Source organism: Ruegeria lacuscaerulensis, from assembly GCF_013033355.1.
Classification (GTDB): domain Bacteria; phylum Pseudomonadota; class Alphaproteobacteria; order Rhodobacterales; family Rhodobacteraceae; genus Ruegeria; species Ruegeria lacuscaerulensis_A.
Genome location: NZ_WQDY01000006.1, coordinates 101180 through 116912 on the forward strand (window position 1 = coordinate 101180; position 15733 = coordinate 116912).

The 15733-nt window shown below is 54.7% G+C and carries 12 protein-coding genes; 8 read left to right on the forward strand and 4 right to left on the reverse strand.

Annotated elements, in window-relative coordinates; all coding sequences use genetic code 11:
- Window positions 1-9: 9 nt before the first annotated feature.
- Together GOW48_RS12415 and GOW48_RS12420 are read right to left on the reverse strand one after the other, a co-directional pair.
- A complete protein-coding gene (locus GOW48_RS12415; RefSeq protein ID WP_170754192.1) occupies window positions 10-741 on the reverse strand; it encodes a response regulator transcription factor in 732 nt (243 codons plus the stop codon).
- Window positions 738-1928 carry a GAF domain-containing sensor histidine kinase gene (locus GOW48_RS12420; protein WP_170754194.1) on the reverse strand — a complete coding sequence of 397 codons (1191 nt, stop codon included), beginning with the start codon at window positions 1926-1928 and terminating at the stop codon, window positions 738-740. Before GOW48_RS12420 ends, GOW48_RS12415 begins: the two co-directional genes overlap by 4 nt.
- 214 nt (window positions 1929-2142) lie before the next feature.
- Between GOW48_RS12420 and GOW48_RS12425 the strand changes: the two genes are divergently transcribed.
- Genes GOW48_RS12425 through GOW48_RS12445 form a run of 5 tightly spaced genes read left to right on the forward strand, consistent with a single transcriptional unit; the run spans window position 2143 to window position 7438 of the window.
- Window positions 2143-3156 carry an ABC transporter substrate-binding protein gene (locus GOW48_RS12425; protein WP_170754197.1) on the forward strand — a complete coding sequence of 338 codons (1014 nt, stop codon included), beginning with the start codon at window positions 2143-2145 and terminating at the stop codon, window positions 3154-3156.
- Window positions 3157-3160: 4 nt separating this feature from the next.
- Window positions 3161-4633, forward strand: a complete 1473-nt coding sequence (locus GOW48_RS12430) for a sugar ABC transporter ATP-binding protein (protein WP_170754199.1) — start codon at window positions 3161-3163, stop codon at window positions 4631-4633.
- Complete coding sequence (locus GOW48_RS12435; RefSeq protein ID WP_170754201.1) at window positions 4630-5556, forward strand: ABC transporter permease; 927 nt, start codon at window positions 4630-4632, stop codon at window positions 5554-5556. The genes GOW48_RS12430 and GOW48_RS12435 overlap by 4 nt, the downstream gene beginning before the upstream one ends.
- Window positions 5553-6530 carry an ABC transporter permease gene (locus tag GOW48_RS12440; protein ID WP_234899476.1) on the forward strand — a complete coding sequence of 326 codons (978 nt, stop codon included), beginning with the start codon at window positions 5553-5555 and terminating at the stop codon, window positions 6528-6530. The genes GOW48_RS12435 and GOW48_RS12440 overlap by 4 nt, the downstream gene beginning before the upstream one ends.
- Window positions 6527-7438, forward strand: coding sequence for an SMP-30/gluconolactonase/LRE family protein (locus tag GOW48_RS12445; protein ID WP_170754203.1), 912 nt, complete (start codon window positions 6527-6529; stop codon window positions 7436-7438). Before GOW48_RS12440 ends, GOW48_RS12445 begins: the two co-directional genes overlap by 4 nt.
- Here GOW48_RS12445 and GOW48_RS12450 read toward each other — a convergent pair.
- Both GOW48_RS12450 and GOW48_RS12455 read right to left on the reverse strand, forming a co-directional pair.
- Window positions 7435-10137, reverse strand: a complete 2703-nt coding sequence (locus tag GOW48_RS12450) for a DUF6493 family protein (protein WP_170754205.1) — start codon at window positions 10135-10137, stop codon at window positions 7435-7437. The two genes, GOW48_RS12445 and GOW48_RS12450, sit on opposite strands and share 4 nt — an antisense overlap.
- A complete protein-coding gene (locus GOW48_RS12455; RefSeq protein ID WP_170754207.1) occupies window positions 10134-11390 on the reverse strand; it encodes an SWIM zinc finger family protein in 1257 nt (418 codons plus the stop codon). Before GOW48_RS12455 ends, GOW48_RS12450 begins: the two co-directional genes overlap by 4 nt.
- Window positions 11391-11639: 249 nt before the next feature.
- On the opposite strand from GOW48_RS12455, the gene GOW48_RS12460 reads away from it, so the two are divergent.
- From GOW48_RS12460 to GOW48_RS12470, 3 genes are all read left to right on the forward strand, one after another.
- Window positions 11640-12503, forward strand: coding sequence for a LysR substrate-binding domain-containing protein (locus tag GOW48_RS12460; RefSeq protein ID WP_170754209.1), 864 nt, complete (start codon window positions 11640-11642; stop codon window positions 12501-12503).
- Window positions 12504-12646: 143 nt separating this feature from the next.
- Complete coding sequence (locus tag GOW48_RS12465; protein ID WP_170754211.1) at window positions 12647-14413, forward strand: type I secretion system permease/ATPase; 1767 nt, start codon at window positions 12647-12649, stop codon at window positions 14411-14413.
- Entirely contained in the window at window positions 14413-15729 is a 1317-nt protein-coding gene (locus GOW48_RS12470; RefSeq protein ID WP_170754213.1) for an HlyD family type I secretion periplasmic adaptor subunit, read from the forward strand. Before GOW48_RS12465 ends, GOW48_RS12470 begins: the two co-directional genes overlap by 1 nt.
- The last annotated feature ends 4 nt before the right edge of the window (window positions 15730-15733 follow it).

Here is a 15733-nt window from a genome sequence, read left to right on the forward strand (position 1 = left end):
CGCGTGGCGCTATACGTGAAAAGACGATCGGGCCAACCAGGTGCTGAGGTCTTTCTCTGCTGCTACGATGGCTTCGTTGTTCAGAATCTGAGACGTCATTGCTTTTGATACGGCGCGTACACGTTTGTTGATCGCGACATCGCCGGTATCAATCAGCAAATCGTTCACATCCAGTTTTTCGTATATCGAAAGCAGTCGGTTTTGTATCGTCCGCAGCGCCAGTTTACGACGGGCAGCAATCGCCTTATCCGGCAAGCCAAGCGCAAGATCGGTCAGAATGGCTAGTTCAACCTCGGTCAGGGCTTCACCGGACCGGCTCTGATCCCTTTGAATCTGATGGATCTCGCGATCCACCATGATCTGGGCTTCAAGCAACACCGCCCGCAGAGCCAGATGCATCCGGGATGGGCTGGCCGTCTTTAGGACATAACCATAAGCCGCCTTTTTCGGCACAATCCGGGCAATGCCACGCAGGTAAGCCTCATCCGAATAGTTCGACCAGAATAGAATACGCGTGTCAGGTCGTTCTGACCAAATGGTGCGCGCGGCCTCGATACCATTGCGCTCTTTCATGCGCAGGTCCATGACAATAGCTTCAACGGCGTCCTGACGGGCCTGAATTTCTCCGTCCCGGCCATTTGTCGCCAGACTCACTTCCGACGCCTCGGGCAAAGCTTCTTGAACCAATTCCTTCAAGTAATTGGCATGCATCGCGTCGTCTTCGACCAACAGAACTTTCATGCACTCACCTTTCTGTTGGGGCATTCGGACACCGGAAGACAAACGCTGATTTCAGTGCCTTCAGAACACCGTATGTCAAACTGCGCGGCGATCAATCTGGCGCGTGTGCGCATATGGGTCAGACCTCCAGACGCCTTTTTTGTCTCGAGTGCGGAGGCGCTTGCGCCATTGTCCCTGATCCGCAAGTGAAGCCCTTCGCGACATTCGATCTCGACCAAGATCGAAGAAGCATCCGCATGACGTACAGCATTGTTGATGGCTTCTTGTGCAATCCGAAACAAAGCGATCCGCTTGGTTTGTGGCAGGTCATCTATAAGACCATCAGAAAAATCACGCACGTCGATCTCGATGTCCTGATCGGCGCCTACCGCGCGCTCTAAATGAGTCCGGACGGCGTGTTGAAAGCCAAACAGTTCCAACAACGATGGAATAGACGTGTCGATTATTTCTCGCAGACCCTGGATGCAGATCTGCAAATTGCCGCGTAGCGCTTCGATGTCTTTAACTGTCTTACAGCGCTCCAACTCACGACTGATACGAGTCATGTCGGCCAAAGTCTGATCATGCAAGTCCATGCCGATCCGTTGGCGCTCCAGTTCCAACGCATCTGTCAGGCTAAGTGCACCTAGACGCAACCCTTCCTCACGGGCTTGTAGTTCCGCACGCATGATCGCTTCGCGCCGTGTTTGTTCATTTGCACGCAAGGCATAGAAATATGGGGCAAGGATATCTGCGATATTGCGGACTTGTTCCAAGGCCTGTTCATCGTAGAAATCCGGCTTTCGGGAAGAACAGTTCAGTGCCCCGATCGTACGGCCAAGCACCTTCATCGCAACATTCACACGGCTGCGCATTTCATGCCTGATGATGGGTCCGCAATCAGCGCCTTCGAAGACGTATCGCGGGTCCTCTAAGGCATTTCCAGTGAGTAGACTGTCACATTCGCCGCGCAATATATCGCGTACCGGAGATACCTCTACAGGAGCCCGCGTACGGCTCCAACTCGTGCGAAGACCTACTTCGTAGCTTGTGTTCCAGTATCCTTTGTCGTCGATGAGACAAACATCCAAATGATCGACCTGCAGAATGCGGTCAATCTCGGACTTGACCGAGCGCAGCGCGGATTTGATGTCCAGGTTTCCCGCCAGGTGGTTGGAAATTCTAAGGTAGTAGGCAAGATCAGCCATCGACGCACTTTCGGTAAATTGGCCGGCACACCAGAGTATAGAAGTCTGCCCCGATCCTGTCATGCGGATTACCGCAACAGTTTTGCGGGAACCCGCAAGCTTTGCGCGCATCCTACTCTTAACCTTTCGGACCTGCCGGGGAATCTTTTCGACATCGTCCCGGAGGAGCGGGCGCGGTATTTGTGCGGCGGATCGGCCGCCGAGGGAGGAAAGAATGACACTCAAGGCCATTATGCTCGGCGCAGCCGCCGGGATCACGGTATTCGCAACCACTAACGTCGTGGCGGACACATCGGACAAGCGCATCGCCTTGTCCAACAACTATGCCGGTAATTCATGGCGCCAAGCGATGCTGGAAAGCTGGCAAAAAGTCGGAGAGGCCGCGGTTGCAGACGGTAAAGTTGCTTCCGCTGATGCCTTTACGACGTCCGAAAACCAGGCCACCGAGCAGGCTGCGCAAATTCAAAACATGATCCTGCAGGGGTATGATGCGATCGTGATCAACGCGGCCTCGCCCACAGCGATCAACGGCGCCGTCAAAGCTGCCTGTGACGCCGGAATTACCGTTGTATCCTTTGACGGTATCGTACAGGAACCCTGCGCATGGCGCATCGCCGTCGATTTCCAACAAATGGGTCGCGAACAGGTCAAATACTTGGCTGAACGCTATCCCGAAGGCGGTAACCTGCTTGAAATCAGGGGCTTGGCAGGCGTTTTCGTGGACGATGAAATCAGCGCCGGCATCCATGACGAAGTGAAGAACTCCAACTTTGAAATCGTGGGTTCGGTCCATGGCGATTGGGCTCAAGATGTGGCTCAGAAAGCCGTTGCGGGTATTTTGCCCAGCCTGCCCGAGATTGTCGGTGTCGTGACCCAAGGCGGTGACGGCTATGGAGCTGCACAAGCCATCGGAGCCACCGACCGGGCAATGCCAACCATCGTCATGGGTAACCGGCAGGATGAGCTGCAGTGGTGGTCAGATGAAAAAGCCGCGAACGGTTATGAAACGACTTCGCTGTCGATTGCACCCGGTGTCAGCACCCTGGCTTTCTGGGTGGCGCAGCAGGTTCTGGACGGAAATGAGGTGCCCAAGGACCTTACCGTTCCCTTCCTGGCTATTTCACAGGACGAACTCGAAGACGCGTTGAAAACCACGCCGAAGGGTTCGGTTGCGAATGTCGAATACTCCTTGGAAGATGCCAAGGCCGTGATCGCTTCGTCCAAGTAAATCGATGACAGACATGCAAACGATATCCGGCGCACCTGATGCGCCGGTTGTCGCGCTGGACGCGGCCCATATGTCATTTGGGCCAGTTCAGGCGCTTCGGGCCGCGTCGATCGAGATCAAGGCCGGGGAATGTGTTGGTCTTGTTGGCCACAATGGCGCCGGGAAATCAACGCTGGCTAATGTGATCAACGGGCGGTTAACCCCAACAGAAGGTGCGGTTCAGTATCGGGTCTCGGACCCCGCCCATAAAAACAGTGAAAACGCGCAGGCGTCCGGAGTGCGTAGCGTGTTTCAGGAACTATCGCTTTGTCCAAATCTGACGGTCCTGGAAAACCTGCGGATCCCGTATCGCAATATGCCGCGCAAAGGCTGGCGCAAAATCGCGTCGCAGAAAATGTCGGACGCGCTGGACCTTGTCTTTCCCGGCCATGGCATTCGCCCTCGCGCCACAGTTGGCGATCTTAGTATTGCCGAACGCCAAATGGTCGAAATCGCCATCGCTTTCGCCGACCGCGACAGCGAGCCCAGTCTGGTTATTCTGGACGAACCAACCTCGTCGCTGGATGCGGCAATCGCTCAGCAGTTGCTGGACCATATCAAGCGTTACTGCTCCGAGGGCGGAGCGGTTCTGTTCATTTCGCACATGATGGGCGAAATTTTCGACGTCTCAACCCGCATCGTGATCATGAAAGACGGTCAGATCGTGGATGACAACCCGGCACAGGCGTTTACCCGTCAATCCATCGTTGACGCAATGGGGCATGTCGCACCAGATGACGACGCGCAGGGCAGCGCGCGATCCGAACGGGAGCTGGGACCGGTCCTTGTCAGCTCTGCTATAGGGCTGAACGCGCGCCGGGGCGAGATTGTGGGTTTGGCCGGTCTGGCCGGGCATGGGCAAGCCGAAGCGCTGGCTCAGATCTTCTTTGACCATTCCTCCGTCTGGAAATCAGGCAAGCGCCCCGAGGTTGTTTTCGTGGCCGGTGATCGCGCCCGAGACGGTGTGATGCCCCTATGGTCCATTTTGCGGAACCTATCTTTGACGACCTTGCCAGAGTTCAGCAAGCGCTGGATGGTAGACCGACCGGCCGAGTCGGGGCTGGTTCAGAAATGGAAAGACAGGATCGGAATTCGAACAAACAACCTGCTGAACCCGATACTATCTTTGTCCGGCGGCAATCAGCAAAAGGTCCTGTTTGCCCGTGCCCTTGCATCCTCGGCCCCTTTGGTCGTGATGGACGATCCGATGCGCGGCGTGGATATCGGAACGAAAAAAGAAGTCTATCAAATGATTCAGAACGAAGCCGCCAAAGGCCGCAGCTTTCTTTGGTACTCGACCGAGACCGACGAAATCCTGGAATGTGACCGGGTCTTTGTGTTTCGCGCTGGCGAAATCGCTGCAGAACTGGTCGGTGATGAGATCAGCGAAGAAAACATCCTGCATGCCTCATTCGAAATGCAGGAGGCAGTGAAATGAGCGGCGATCGTCTACGCCTGGCCCTGCCGGTTTTGTCGCTTGTTGTATTGTTGGGGGCCGTCTTCTATCTGCAGCCCCGCGCGATGAGCTATTTTGGTCTGAACCTGCTGTTCAATCTTGCCATACCAGTGGCTTTGGCCACTATCTCCCAGATGATGATCATCATGGTCAACGACATCGACCTTTCCATCGGGACGTTTGTCAGCTTTTGCGCCTGCGTTACGGCGACATTTGTCCATGACACCCCTGTTATTGGCTATATGATCCTGGCCGCAGCCATCTTGGCTTACGCGCTGCTGGGCGCATTGATCCAATTGCGCGGATTGCCCGCCATCGTTGTTACACTGGGCATGTCCTTTGTCTGGGGAGGCCTAGCGGTCTTGATCCTGCCATCCCCCGGTGGAGCGTCGCCGGAATGGCTGAAAACACTAATGAGCCTGAAGACTCCGCTGGTTCCGATCGCCGTTGTTGCACCACTGGTCATTGCATTGGCCGTGCACTTTTTGATCAAGCGATCTTGGGTCGGAGTGATCCTACAGGGTGTCGGCGGAAATGACCGTGCAATGGAACGTGCAGGATGGTCGTTGGTGCGGTTGCGAGCCTCGGCCTACGGGCTGGCGGGGCTGTTTGGCGTACTTGCAGGGATGTCTCTGGTCGGGCTGACAACCGCCGCGGATGCCAATATCGCGCTGCGTTATACGCTGTTGTCGATAGCTGGCGTGATTCTCGGCGGCGGAGAATTCGTCGGCGGTCGCATTTCTCCTTTCGGGGCCGTGATTGGTGCTTTGACTTTAACGCTGGCCGCCAGTTTCCTGTCGTTTCTGCGCCTGTCACCGGACTGGCAGATTGGCGCGCAGGGCGCGATCCTGATCCTTGTTCTTGCCGTTCGGCTTGTCTTCATCCGCAAAGGGGCCGTTGCATGACCAACAACGCATCAGAACCGATGACCGCTGCAACTCCTGTCCGCGCGTTACTGAGCAAACCCTGGATTTGGGCATTTCTTGCGGCTGCCATTACCTTCGGCGCCACCAGTCTGATCGCCGGATCCGGGGCCGGATCGTTGTTTTACGCCGCCCTGACCTTTGCGTCTTTTTCGGCCATTGTAGGCATTGGTCAGATGTTGGTTATCACTTTGGGGCCCGGCAACGTGGACCTGTCCATTCCAGCTTCGATGACCTTGGCAGCCACGCTTGCCTTGAAATTCATGGACAGTGAAACCGCGATGATCTTGCCCGGGCTGCTGGTCGCAATCGGGGTTGGTATCGGCTGCGGGGTCATTAACTTTGGCCTGATACTGTTGCTGCGTATCCCGCCCATTATCGCCACGCTTTCAGCCTCGTTCCTGTACCAGTCGCTTGCGATCTGGTCGAACCGGGGCCTGCGGATCAAACCGCCCGAACCGTTGGCAGAATTCGCAACCGGTGGCGCACTTGGTATTCCGAACATCGCCGTAGTCGGCATCCTGTTGGCCATCCTCGCATGGGTCGTGTTAGAGCGCGCAATTGCCGGCCGCTGGATTTCCGCAATCGGTCAAAACCTGCGCGCCGCCCGTCTCAGCGGAGTGCCCGTCAACGCGGTACGTTTTGGCGTCTACGTGAACTCAGCCGTCTGCGCTGCACTTGCGGGGTTTTTACTCGCCAGTTTCTCGGGCGGGGCCAACCTGAACATGGGAACCGAATACATGTTGATGTCGATTGCCGTGGTCGTGATCGGAGGATCATCCATCGGTGGCGGCAATTCAAATGTGCCCGGTATCTGGGGTGCCGCTCTCTTTATGTTTTTGATCGTCTCAATGCTGAACTCGTACGGGCTAGGGGCCGGAATTCGGTTGATCCTGACCGGTGTCGTTATCGTCGGGGTCGTCGCATTGGCCAGTCGCAAAGGATACGATGTATGACCCTTTCGCAGACATATGAAATTATACGCCCGGAATTTCGCGATCTGATCCACACTAATGTAGGGCTTTCCCGAATATCTGCGGGACATATATGGACTGAAGGTCCTGTTTGGTTTCCTGCTCATAATCTGCTGCTGTTTTCAGACATTCCGAACGCGCGGATATGTCAGTGGACACCCGACGGAGGGGTAAGTGTTTACCGGCAGCATTCGGACTATGCCAACGGCAACACCCGCGATCCGATGGGTCGTCTGGTAACCTGCCATCACGGAACCAGATCGGTGATCAGGACCGAGCACGACGGCAGCAGGTCTGTGATTGCAGATCGCCACGCGGGGAAACGCCTGAACTCTCCCAACGACGTGGTCGTGCGACAGGATGGTTCCATTTGGTTCTCGGATCCAACCTATGGCATACTGTCAGACTTGGAAGGGTACAAAGCCGAGCCCGAACAGGACGGCAGTTTCGTGTATCGTGTCGATCCCAATTCGTTTGAAATCACTGCGGTGACGAAAAGCTTTGTCCAACCAAACGGGCTGGCATTTTCAAAGGATGAAACCCGTCTTTTCATCGCGGAGTCCGGCAGCAGCCACGATCCATCTGTACCGTCTGTTCTTCGCGTTTTTGATGTGGGTGAAGATGGCACTCTTGCGAACGGCGCTGAGTTTTGTGAGATTGATAACGGCCTTCCTGATGGGCTGCGTGTAGATCGACACGACAATATCTGGTGCTCGGCAGCGGACGGGGTTCATGTATTTTCTCCTGACGGTGATCTGCTAGGAAAAATCAGAGTGCCCGAAACCGTTGCCAACCTGACTTTTGGTGGCGCGCGGGGAAATGTTCTGTTCATCACCGCATCGACGTCCGTCTACTCGATCTTTGTCAATTCGGCCGGAGCCAGACCCTAGTCTATAGGGCCTATAAAACCGACCAGCTTTTTGGCGAACTTACCTGTTTTGCCCGCAACCTTGATGTTGTTGAGGGCGACGACGGTGTCTGTGTTCTCAAGACCCGTGCCGCTCGCGGTACACAATTCGTGCAGCAACTCAAGCAACCCACCCAAATCTCGTGGCACATCGTCGGGCAGGTCCACCAACATCCAGGACAAGGCCCGTCTGACCGCCTTGCCATGCTGAGCGGACACACCTGCCACCTCGGCCAAACGCTTGGTCCATCGCCGCAGCGGCAACGCTGCGAAAAAGACAAGCTGACGGGCGGCGGTAGCGAATTCGGTCGGACTGAACATCCTCTGCGCGATGATCGTCGCAAGCGCATCAACCGAGCTTGTTCCGATCCCTTCATCGGCGCTAGCCAAATACCAAGCCAACATTGCGTGAGACATCGGACCGGTGTTTAGTCCAGGTCTGAAGAAAGGGTCCAAAAACATCAGACAGAAATGGTTGGTTAACTTCTGGTCGAGTTCCAACTCGAAGATACCAGACAGAAAAAACAGCTCTGATTGCGAGGGTCTAAGTAAACCGACCCACGGGCTTGGGTGAGTGAACCAACTGACACCTGGATCACCAAGATATGTGTGCGCAAGCTTTGCCGGCACAGCAAAACCCAATTCTCGGGGTAAATGCTTGGGTATCTCAGGCGAAATGTCCACCCGCGGCATAGGCCAGAAAAATTCGTCGATCCGACGAATTTCGGCGTGGAACGTATAAATTGCTGGTACACCCGCTCCGGGAATGGAGTTTCCGACTAACTTCTGGACTGCGGGATCAGGTCTACATGGCAGCCGTGAAGCCCAGGCAAGCGCCCATAATTGCGGATCTTTCTCGGGAATGTGATCTGCGCCCATTGCGTAGGCCAGGGCTCTTTCTTCCTCGGTTTCGGGCGTGAAATCCAAAAGGGCCGCTTCGCGATCCTCTGGCGCGAGTCGCATTAGCGCCAACTTAAAATCCGCCTGCCCCGGAACCAACTTCTTCTGCCGGTACTCATCCATACGCTGGATCAGCTGTTGCGGAGCCAGGTATCCACGATTGTCGGTCGGAGCAGACAACATGGGTACCGATAGACCGGCCTGCACAAATGCCAGCAGTTCAGCAGAACGCGCAGAGAACATACCAACAAAGCTGTTTGGATCGGTTCCCAAAGGAATATGACCCGAGTATCGGGGCTGCAGGGAGGGTTCTATTTCCGCCACAAAATCGCTACAGCGCGCCCACGCGAGGGCCGTAGCTGCAATAGGAATCTGCAGATGGCTTCTGCTTTCAAGCCCAGCATCAATCCCGCGCGCCCTCAACTGGTTTGCCCGCTTGGCCAACGGATTCAGCAAGGGCTCTGCTGACGCTCCATAACGTGCCATGCCATCCAGAGCACGCTCGGTCAGTACTGCATCATCGCAGTGTTCAAGCAGCGCCAAAAACGTTTCAACAGCTTCTTCCGCCGACGCAACTGGAACGACGTCTTCGAGCACTGGAGTTGGGTAAAGGGTTTCATTGGTTTGGACAGGAGCGTCTTGCAGATGAGCGGCAAGTCGAGTTTGAACAGTAGGGGCTGCCAGCTCCAGGTAATCCCTCATCCGAGACTGTATTTCGGCATCTTTCACCTGATCCAGTTCTTCGACCAAATCAAGCGCCAGCGCCTGAACCTCTCCGGCCTCAGAGATCAGGGCCGAAACGGCGACTTTGGCCACGTCACGCATGCTTTGGGGATGCCGTTTGGCACTGCTTTTCAATAGCCTTATCGCCAGTTTTGCCGATGATTTTTGCCTACTTTGAAGCGCCGGTTCGATAGAAGTCACAAGCAAAGTCGGGTCCACCCCCCCATTTGTGTCCATCCGTTTCAGAAACTTCAGGGCGAATGCAACAGTGGGTGGAACAGGGCTGCTCAGCAAGTCGAGGTAACGGTTTGCCCGGTTTGCAATCTCATCTTCCGTGGGGTCCATGGCGACGTGGAACCGGGAATACCACCCAGCCCTGAACTGGCCAAAGTCCCGCTCTAACGCATCCAAGGACGCATCCAGAAGCCTTTGCCTGTCTAAAGTCCCGTCCCGGCTGAGTTCAATCAGTAAGTTGGCCCATGAAACATTTCGCCCACAGTACTTGTCGCATGCGGCTAGGCTGAGGTCGCCGCCGCCTTCGACCTCAAAAAACCGCCAGACATCCTCGGCAAGAAATTGTGTGCGGGCCAATTCCGGTATGCCGGCCTGTCCAGCATAATAACCAAGTATGTAAGCATCAGTTTTGGGGATGGTGCAAAGCCCCTTGTTAACAAGGGCGTGGATTGTGGTGATCAATCGAGGGTTATCTTCGACCGCAGCTTCGGCCCACGCGTTCATCCAGCTTGGGTTCAGTACGGCAAAAACCTCCTCCAGCGGGATCGAACTTGGCAGAATGCGCCAATCGCCGCAGCTGTATTCGGACGGGCGCGCCGTTGCCAAGACAGCCACGCCTAAAGCCTCCAAATCCTTGGCTAGATCAACTGGAGGTTTGAGACCGTTAAACCGAACGTCCCAGGCTGCTTTCTGCTGACGCTTTTGAACTTTCAGCGCAGTTGGAGCAAGTTTACGGCGGTCTTCTTCGGAAAGATCGGCCAGTGCCTTCAGGACACGCTTGGCCGACTTTGTCGTGACCAACCGGATGAAATCCGTTTCGTTCAATGCAAACGCTCCAACTCCATCTCTACTGCAAGAACATGCTTGCAGGGCCCCCGCGTCGTCTGATGTTTGGCGTACCACGGACAAGTACAACTGTATCCGTCTTGAGAGAGACGCACGCGGTGAGTGACGTTTTCACTGACTACGTCGGCGCCAGTTTGCGACAACGTCACAGCCTTGCTGTCAAAAAGCGCCCGCGCAGACTTGAGACGAGGGTTGAGCGCCTGCAGACGCTCCAGACCAAACGGGAGCTGCCGGTGGAACCAGGCGTTTCGAGAAAGGTCAAAACCAACTTGGCCAATTGCCGCCAGATGTGAGATCGCCTGACGAATGTCTGCGCCGGATACGCCAGGTTCATGCCCCAAAAACGCTAGGTCGAGACTATCTTGCCAATTCAAATGGGCGCGAATGATCGGAACGCAGCTGTTCGAATGAACCAAGTCAGACAGCAACCGTCCATCCCCCGAAAAGCCGCGCCAAGGCTCTGCGTTCAATACCAACGTGAATCTCTGAGAGCCGAAATCCAACTCCCAGGCAGAACTTCCAAGTGACGGGTTTCCATAAACATTCAAATATCGCGCTCTACTCGCCAGAGTCTCCAAAACACGTAAACGATGCGCCCCACGCAAAGGTACACTATCAGCGCTTTTGCGCGTCATCGTTCGCACTCGGTTTCCCGCGGCAGAAACCCAGAGCAAATGATCGGCTTTTGAACGCGGCAACGTACGCAAAAACCTTTGTGCCGGTACGGATGGAAGGGAAAAAACCTTCTCCATACCTGCAAGATGCCCTTGTACTTCGGCGAACCCTTTCAGCCAGCGCAATGGCAGCGGAACTTTGCGTTCTGTCACGCAGCCTTTTTCATGCGCTATATCTACAAAGGATGAACCGATTCCGATTGTTAGTTCGCTGCTCGGTTTCACCTGCGCCAACAGAGCACGCAATTCAGGCCCAAAATCTACATTCGTCGTGCCAGTTCTCCGCTTTTCCACCTCAAGCGACTCATGCTCGAGGTCCAGTCGCGCATACACACTGCAACAGGCGGAAAACCCTTCAAACCGGACACATTCTCGCCCGACGGTCGCAACCGGATCAGCTTCGCGCAGGATTCGCGCCAGCATGGCGGGCGGAACATAGAATCGTGAACCAACAATTTCAGATATCGCGCGCAGAGCTTTTGCGGTCAGGTCCGGCTGAATGGCTTTCGCTTTCAGATAAGTTTGCGCGCTTTCTGGCTGGCCTTTGTCCGAAGCCAATCGCAGAAACTTGGCTTGTCCGGAACCCGCCAAGGACGAGCGGCCATCATAGCTATAGATATAATCGATTCCGCTCATTCCGGAGCCCTAAAAACCTGTCAAAGGATGTAAATACTTTAAGCAATGGTAGCTAGCTGAATGAAATCTTTGCAACCATCGCAACTCGGGATTTGGTCTTTTCTTTCAAATAACTCGAGCTCAATATATACACCTTTCTAATAAATGCGGATGTAAATTCAGGTTTTCTCAATGCTCAAATCCGAGCTCAGATCTTTCCATGCGGTTGCGACATTCCGAGGATTCTCGGCTGCCGCGAGGGAGCTCAACATCACGCAACCTACGCTTTCGACACAGGTAAAAGACCTCGAAAGCCGCTATAATATTCAACTTTTCAACCGCGTTGGGCGTGAAGTACATCTGACCAATGCAGGCGAAGAATTGTTAGCCATTACATCGCGATTGCACCAGGCTGAGATTGACGCCGAAACGCTGCTGGAGTCGTTTCGGGGATTTCACGCCGGTCGTCTCAGTATTGCCGCGGTCGGGCCTTTTCATGCAACGGATATGATCGTTGCCTTCAAATCCAAATACCCGGCGATCGACATTGAGGTTTGGTTTGGCAATTCGCAAAGGTGTTTTGATCGGATTCTGTCCTACGACGCTGATGTCGCCATCCTGGCCGAAGTTCAATCTGACCCCCGAGTGACAACTCAGCTCTATAGCACACACCAGGTAGTGGCGTTCGTAAATTCCGACCACCCTTTTTACCATAAGGAAAGTATCTCAATTGCCGACCTTCACCGACAACGCGTAGTCCGACGCGAGGTCGGTTCCACCACGCGGCTGGCCATCGAAACCGAAACGGAAAAACGAGGAGTCGTTCTGGATCCAATTCTGGAGTTGGGAAGCAGGGAAGCTATTTGGAAAGCTGTAGAACAGGGTATCGGAATCGGCTTCGTCGCCGATTTCGAATTCGTTTCTCACCCCAATCTGCGCGCAATTCCGCTTAGAGATGCAAAGGTTGAGACCCGCTATTATCTGGCACATTTGAAAGAGCGCGGAGACTCTCGACTTGTCCAATCCTTCTTTAAAACAGCATTAGAAGCCAAGTGACGCTGGCTGCTTCCAAACCATTTCGGCTGGCTCATTTGTTGCGAACACCACGCTGTTTTCTGGCTTCAGCCTAGACTGGCATTTTCTCTTTCTGACCATCAGTCTAAGATGTGTCAAAGCTCTCAGGACCCAGGGTTCCGTTCGTGAAAAATGACTTAGTACCACCACCTGCCCCTCGCGAGGAGCTTAGAGCCGCGCGCAATCAGGGTGCAAAATTCTTGGCGCTTGCTTTCCTGTTCAGTGTGTTTGTTAACCTTTTGATGCTCACTGGCCCTCTTTTTATGTTGCAGGTCTACGACCGGGTGCTTGGTTCACGCGCGGTGGAAACCCTGGCAGCGCTTTTTTTGTTGGTCGCTCTGCTATATGCCCTGATGGCCATGTTAGACTATGCCCGCGGTCGGATTGTTGCGCGGTTTGGTGCACGGTTCCAATCCCAGTTGGATGAACGGGTGTTTGACGCCACTATGCGCAGATCTCTGCATCCACAAATCCGTGCAGCTCCGGCAACGGCCCTGCGGGATCTGGAATCCATTCAAAACCTATGCTCATCACCGGTATTGCTTGCTGTGATGGATATCCCGTGGACACCAGTCTTTCTGGCGGCCATTTTCCTTTTTCATCCGCTGCTAGGGTGGTTGGCCATCGCAGGAGGTGCGGTTTTGGTCGTCATCGCTCTGATGAACCAACAACTGACGCATCGCAAAATCGCCGCCGCACAATCTGCTTCGGCCAAGGCCAACTCATTTTCGGAACATGCCCGCCAAGCCGCTGAGATTGTGCGCGCTCAGGGTATGCAAACCGACATCACCAACCGCTGGCAACGACAGCGGACGGATGCATTGCGGCAAACGATTTCCGCCAGTGATTGGACAGGCAGCTTTTCATCTCTGACAAAGTCCCTCCGTCTGTTTTTGCAATCTGCCATGTTGGCCCTTGGCGCGTTGCTGGTGTTGCGCAACGAAGTGACGCCAGGTGCTATGATCGCCGCGTCGATCCTACTGGGCCGAGCTTTGGCCCCGGTTGAACAGGCTATAGGACAGTGGTCGATGGTTCAGCGCGCCAGAACTGCATGGGGTTCATTGAACGAGTTCCTGCAATCTACGCCGCCCGACGCTCTGCGCACAAAACTGCCCACACCCGAGGCCAATTTAACGGCCAAGACGGTCACGCTCATTCCGCCTGGCGCGGAAAGTCCGACATTGCGCAATGTGTCCTTGTCTTTGGAGCCGGGAAAAGCGCTCGGCGTGATCGGGAAAAGCGGGTCAGGAAAGTCAACACTGGCAAAGGTGCTTTTGGGCCTTTGGCGTCCCGTAAATGGCGAAGTCCGCTTGGGCGGGGCAACCTTGGATCAATACGAATCCGGCGAGTTGGGACAGCACATTGGATACCTGCCGCAGGATGTGACGCTGTTCAATGGAACCGTCTCGGAAAACATCGCGCGCATGTCCGAGAACCCGGATGCTCAGGCGGTGGTAGACGCCGCCAAAAAGGCAAATGCTCATGATCTGATTTTAACGTTGCCCAAAGGCTATGACACGTTTCTTGATGGCAATGACAGCCAGTTATCAGGTGGCCAGAAGCAACGTATAGCTCTAGCACGCGCGCTCTATGGAAATCCGGTTCTGCTTATATTGGATGAGCCGAACTCGGCCTTGGATGCCGATGGAACCGAGGCACTGAACGCGGCAATTCGCGGTCTCAAGTCCGAAGGAAAATCCGCCATCATAATGACCCACCGCCCGCAAGCAATTTCAGAATGCGACGACCTGGTCGTTATTGAAAAAGGGCAGGTCGTGAAGTCCGGAAATCGGGACGAGGTTTTAGGAGCTATGGTACAAAATGCCAATGTGATCAAACGCGACCTTAGCAAAACGACTGTCAAGGTAACCCGAGAAAAGGCGAACGACTGATGCCGGACCAGGACGCTAATAATATACGGCCTGTCTGGCGCATAACTTTCCCTGCTATCGTCGGGTTTGTTGCCTTGGCGATCCTAGTTGGAGGGTTGGGTATATGGTCGGTTCGTACACGGCTTGCCGGTGCCATCGTTTCCCAGGGTACCATCGAAGTAGAGAGCAATCGTCAGGTCGTTGAACATCCTGACGGCGGCGTCGTCGGAGAGCTTTTTGCCCGCGACGGAGATGCGGTGGATAGCGGCGACTTGCTGGTGCGGCTTGATGATACTTTCCTCACCTCTGAAAAAAACATTGTCGAAGCGCAGCTGTTCGAGCTTCTGGCGCGCAGAGCCCGTTTGGAAGCCGAACGCGACGGTGTTTCTATCGACAACCTTGCGGCGCAATTGCAAGAGCTTAAAATGCAAGAAGGTTTGGCCGATGACCTTGTCTACGGACAACAGCGTCTGTTCGAAGCGCGCCTAGAAACGCTGACACAACAGACCGGACAATTGCGCAACCAACTTGTTCAGATTGAAAGTGAGATCAAAGGCAACGAATCTCAACTGGCTTCCCTGCGCCGTCAGATGGAGCTGATCAACGAAGAACTGGAAGACCAGCAAAGCCTGTTTAAACGTGGTTTAACCCCTGCAAGCCGCGTTCTGGCCCTGCAGCGTGAACAGGCTAGCCTGACCGGGGAAATCGGACGTCTTGAGGCATCCATCGCGCGACTTCGGGGGCAGATCGCTTCGACGGAAATCGAAATAGTCGAGTTGACCGCGACACGGCGAGAGGAAGCCATCGCAACCCTGAGGGACATTCAGGCCCAGATCGCAGAACTTGCGGAAAGGAGATTGTCGTTGACAGTTCGCTTGTCGCGCCTGGATATTCGGTCTCCGGTCACCGGCACCGTTTATGGCAGCGAAGTATTTGCCTTGCAATCGGTGATCCAGGCAGGTGAGCCTATGATGTATATTGTGCCACAAGACACACCGTTACTGGTTGCAGCAAGAGTGGATGCAATCCATGTGGATCAGCTGCATGTCGGGCAACCCGTTCTGCTGCGCTTCACAGCCTTTAACCAACGTGAAACGCCGGAAATTGCGGGCAAGGTGATCAATGTGTCAGCAGACACCTTCACTGACGAGGCAACAGGTCAAACCTTTTACCGCGCTGAAGTAACACCCGATGACGGCCAGGTCGAACGTCTGAATGGCCAGGAACTGCTACCGGGTATGCCTGTTGAGACTATGATCAAGACGGACGAAAGAACGCCCCTTTCCTTCCTCGTCAAACCGCTATCAGACTATTTCAATCGAGCATTCCGAGAATGACCTG